This is a genomic window from Dyadobacter sp. (genome assembly GCF_051859145.1).
Classification (GTDB): Bacteria; Bacteroidota; Bacteroidia; order Cytophagales; family Spirosomataceae; genus Dyadobacter.
Genome location: NZ_JBHYGF010000372.1, coordinates 1 through 4,168, shown reverse-complemented (window position 1 = coordinate 4,168; position 4,168 = coordinate 1). Strand labels below are relative to the sequence as shown.

The 4,168-nt window shown below is 49.5% G+C and carries 3 protein-coding genes; all 3 read left to right on the top strand.

Annotated elements, in window-relative coordinates:
• A partial coding sequence (locus ACTIE6_RS19315) for a PAS domain-containing protein (protein ID WP_439558202.1) occupies positions 1–1,503 on the top strand: 1,503 nt, incomplete at its 5' end.
• A complete protein-coding gene (locus ACTIE6_RS19310) occupies positions 1,487–1,882 on the top strand; it encodes a response regulator (RefSeq protein WP_439558201.1) in 396 nt (131 codons plus the stop codon). The genes ACTIE6_RS19315 and ACTIE6_RS19310, both read left to right, overlap by 17 nt.
• A gap of 146 nt (positions 1,883–2,028) precedes the next feature.
• Positions 2,029–4,168 (top strand): PAS domain-containing protein (locus tag ACTIE6_RS19305; RefSeq protein ID WP_439558200.1); only part of this gene is annotated, 2,140 nt, incomplete at its 3' end.

Sequence of the window (4,168 nt, the reverse complement as noted above, 5' to 3'; positions counted from 1 at the left end):
AAACATCGCAAAAAGACAGGCGAAATAATCGATGTGCAGATTTGGGGAAGCAGTATCCGCTATGCGGACCGAAATGCAGAACTGATCCTGGCTGCCGATGTAACCGCCACCCTCGCTGCCCAGAAGGAAGTGGCTGCCGCTACGAAAAAGCTGCAAGACGCGCAGGTGATAGCCAAACTTGGCTATTGGAGCAGGAAAATGGGTGAAGATATTTCAGATTGGTCTGAAAAAATGTACGTGATCTACGGCAGGGACCCGGAAACTTTTACACCTACCTACGAGAATGTACGCGCGTGTTTTCATCCGGACGACCGCTATTTACTTGATCGGCAAGCTTTTCAAATTCTCGTTGAAAAAGGAATAGCCGATTACGAACACCGCATTGTTACGGCCGCGGGGGAGACACGCTGGGTATTTCAGCGGCTGCACCTCGAACGTGACGAGCACGGCGAGCCCGTTTTGATCAATGGCATAATCCAGGACATTACCGAGCGCGTGCGGCAGCAAAATTTGCTGCGCGCCAGTGAAAAACGCTACAAAGCACTTGCACAGGAAGGCGCAGACCTGGTGGGCATTTTGGACCCGTCCGGCAAATGCATTTTTATAGCCGACAGCATCCTGCCCGTACTGGGCTTTCACGCAGACGAACTGATCGGCATCAATCTATTTGACTATCTGCACCCCGAAGACAAAGCGCGTATTGCAGACACAGTGCAGTCTCTCGCGCTAGGTGAAAAGGTGCGGATCGATCCTTACCGATTTCCCGATGCGAATGGACGCTGGCGATGGATCTCTACGGTAGCGACCAATCTGACGCACGAGGAATCTGTGGGCGGCATTGTCATTAATTCCACCGAAATCACGGATCTGCTCAACCAATCCAATGCACTCAAGACAAGTAACGATCGCTATAAACTGTTGATGAAGGCCGCCAACCAGGCGATTTACGACTGGGATATCGTGCAGGAATCAGTGGACTGGGGAGAAGGGCTATCAGACATTTTCGGACATAAATTTTCGTCTCCCGATCCCTCTTCATGGTCAAACTATATCTGTGCACACGACAAGGAACGTGCAGTTCAGCAGGTACACCAGGCCAGGAATGATCCCGGGACGGAAATGATCGACATTGAATATGATTATATAAAAGCCGACGGGAGCATTGCGGTTGTTGAGCACAGGGTCATTTTCCTGCGGAACGAAGCGGGAACCGCAGTGAGGGCAGTCGGACACGTGAAAGATGCAACTGCATACCGCAAGAACCTGCAGCGGATCAACAGGCAAAGTGAAACGCTTACGCAGATTGCCTGGACACAGTCACACGTAGTACGTGCGCCACTTGCCAGGATTATGGGGCTGGTTTCGCTGCTTAAAGAAGGCGGATATGAAGAATTAACCCAGCAGGACCTTTTGGATCACGTGTACCAATCGGCATGTGAGCTGGACAAGGTAATACGCGATATTGTACATACAGCAGAAACAACGCATGAACCAGAAAGTTAAGGTCCTTCTCATTGACGATGATCCTGTTGTACTTTTTCTTCACAAAACCCTGTTGAAAAAGGCAGGCATAATCACCAATGTATATACCCTGAATAACGGCAGGGACGCCATTGAATTTATGGACAGCTGCGAGCCGGAAACCGCTTATTACGCCCTGCTGGACATCAATATGCCTGTGATGAACGGCTGGGAATTCCTGGAAGCATTGCAGAGCCGCCCCTACTCAGCGCAAACGAGCATTCTGCTGGTCAGCTCGGCTGCCGAAGGCCGGGTAGTAATGCCCGCCGTAGCCTACAAACAGGTGATCGGCTATCTCTCCAAACCACTTACAATGGATAATTGCAGCCGGATCCTGACCGACCTTGCAGAACAAGCCTGATAACGCCATTTAGTAAGACTACGCTATATTTCACAACGGAATCTGGTAATCCCGTCCATTGTGGCACAATGTTTTGTTGACTGAAACCGTCCGGCGAGAGCGCCGTGACTTTTTCGGTTTACTACATTGCCTTGAAAAACGCGTACATGACCACCGCTTCCAAGCCTTTTAACACTGACAATGCCCTGGAAATACAACGTCTTGAACTTGCTCTGGAATCCGCAGGCGTAGGGACCTGGGAGCTGGATTTTCAAACACACCAGGTACGCTGGTGCGAAAGGGCCAAAGCATTTTTCTCGTTTAAAGGTGATGATATAATTGATCTGAATGCGCTTCTTGCTCAGATACATACTGATACCAGAGATTCGTTCTTCGAACAAATAGGTTTAAAAGAAAACCAGGAACTGCCTGCATTCTTCTCCACAGAAATCCGTACCGTCGCAAGTGATCGATGGCTGCTTTGCAAAGGCAGGTTACTCGCCGGTGAGGCTCCAGGAGCTGTCCGGGCGCTGGGTACTTTCATTGATATTACGAAAGAAGTTAACAACCAGCGTGAATTCGTTCAGCACCAGCAGCACGCAAGAAGTTTCCAGACCATTGTAGAACAAGCGCCCATGGCACTGGGACTGCTGAAAGGCACCGACCTTGTCATCGAGCTTGGCAATCAGCGGGTTTTTGAGGTTTGGGGCAAAAATGCATCCATTACCGGCATGAAGCTGGAAGAAGCATTGCCTGAAATCAAGAATCAGGGCTTTATAGAACTTTTACATAACGTTTATCACACAGGTATACCCTACACCGGGACCGGCGTGCCCGCGCGGCTTGTACGCAACGGACAGCTGGAAGATGCTTATTTCGATTTTGTATATACCCCTGTCCGCACTGAGACAGGCGAGGTAGACAAGATCATGATCATGGCGCATGAGGTAACGCGGCAATACCAGACCCGGAAAAAGCTGGAAGCCAGCGAAGCTAAATTCAAGGCACTGATCGATCAGGCGCCTGTTGCTACCTGCTTGTTTGTCGGCGATGATATGGTTGTGGAACTTGCCAATCAGCCGATGATCGAATACTGGGGCAAGGATGCAACGGTGATCGGCAAACCATTACGCGAGGCAATGCCAGAACTGATCGGGCAACCTTTCCTGGATATTCTCGCAGAAATTCGCCGGACTGGCATTCCTTACTGTGCCAAGAGTGCTGCTGTTGATATTGAAGTGGACGGAGAACTGGGCACCTACTATTTCGATTTTACATACAAGCCGATTTTCGACAGTGAAGGCAACATTTACGGCATTATCAATATGTCCATTGATGTTACCTCTCAGGTACTCGCGCTCAGAGCATTGGAAGAAAGTGAATCCAAGCTGAGGGCAGTAATCGCTTCTGCGCCGGCTGCGATCGGGTTGTTTGTAGGCCGTGATCTGCTGGTGGAGCTGCCGAATCAGGCATTTATAGATATCGTTGGCAAAGGTGCGGACATCGTCGGTATGCCACTGCGCGAAGTAATGCCCGAGCTGGCCAATCAGCCTTTCCTGCAAATCCTTGATGATGTATATACCACAGGGGTGACGTACCAAAGCTATGGAACACAGGTAGACATTGTGCAGCAGGGCGTAATGACACATAATTATTACGATATCACCTACTCTCCCGTTTACGACAGTCAGGGCAAAGTATATGCGATCCTCGACATTGCTATTGACGTTACAGAGCGGGTTAATGTCGAAAAACAGATTGAAAAGAGCCAGATGCAGCTCCTTTCCCTGTTCGAACAGTCGCCTATCGGCATTGCGATGATCCATAAAGATAACCTGACCTTTACAATGGCAAACCCATTCTATGGTCAGCTGGCCGGCCGGGATCCGCATGATATTATAGGAAAACCGCTGCTTGAAGCAATGCCTGAAATTGAGGGACAAGGATTTGACAAGCTTCTTCAGGATGTAATTTCCACGGGTATTCCTTTTATATCCAAGGAGCAAGCCGTGAATATCAGCTACGATGGCGTATTGAAAACAATTTATGTCAATCTCGCCTACCAGCCTCAGCGCGATTCGGAGGGGAATATCTTTGGTGTGCTCGTAGTCGCCACAGAGCTGACGGACCATGTTATTAGCCGTAAAAAAGTAGAAGAGACGCAGGCTTTCCTGCAAGGTGCAATTGAACTGGCCGAACTGGGCACCTACTCTATTGACCTGAAATCGGGCATTATCGACTGTTCGGAGAGGCTGAAAAACTGGTTTGGGGTAAAAGATACCTCAGAGATCACCTTTGAGACCATGT

What these genes read in the sequence shown, in the direction of transcription:
- ACTIE6_RS19310 (WP_439558201.1), top strand. Translation starts at nt 1,487, where the DNA reads ATGAACCAGAAAGTTAAGGTCCTTCTCATTGACGATGATCCTGTTGTA.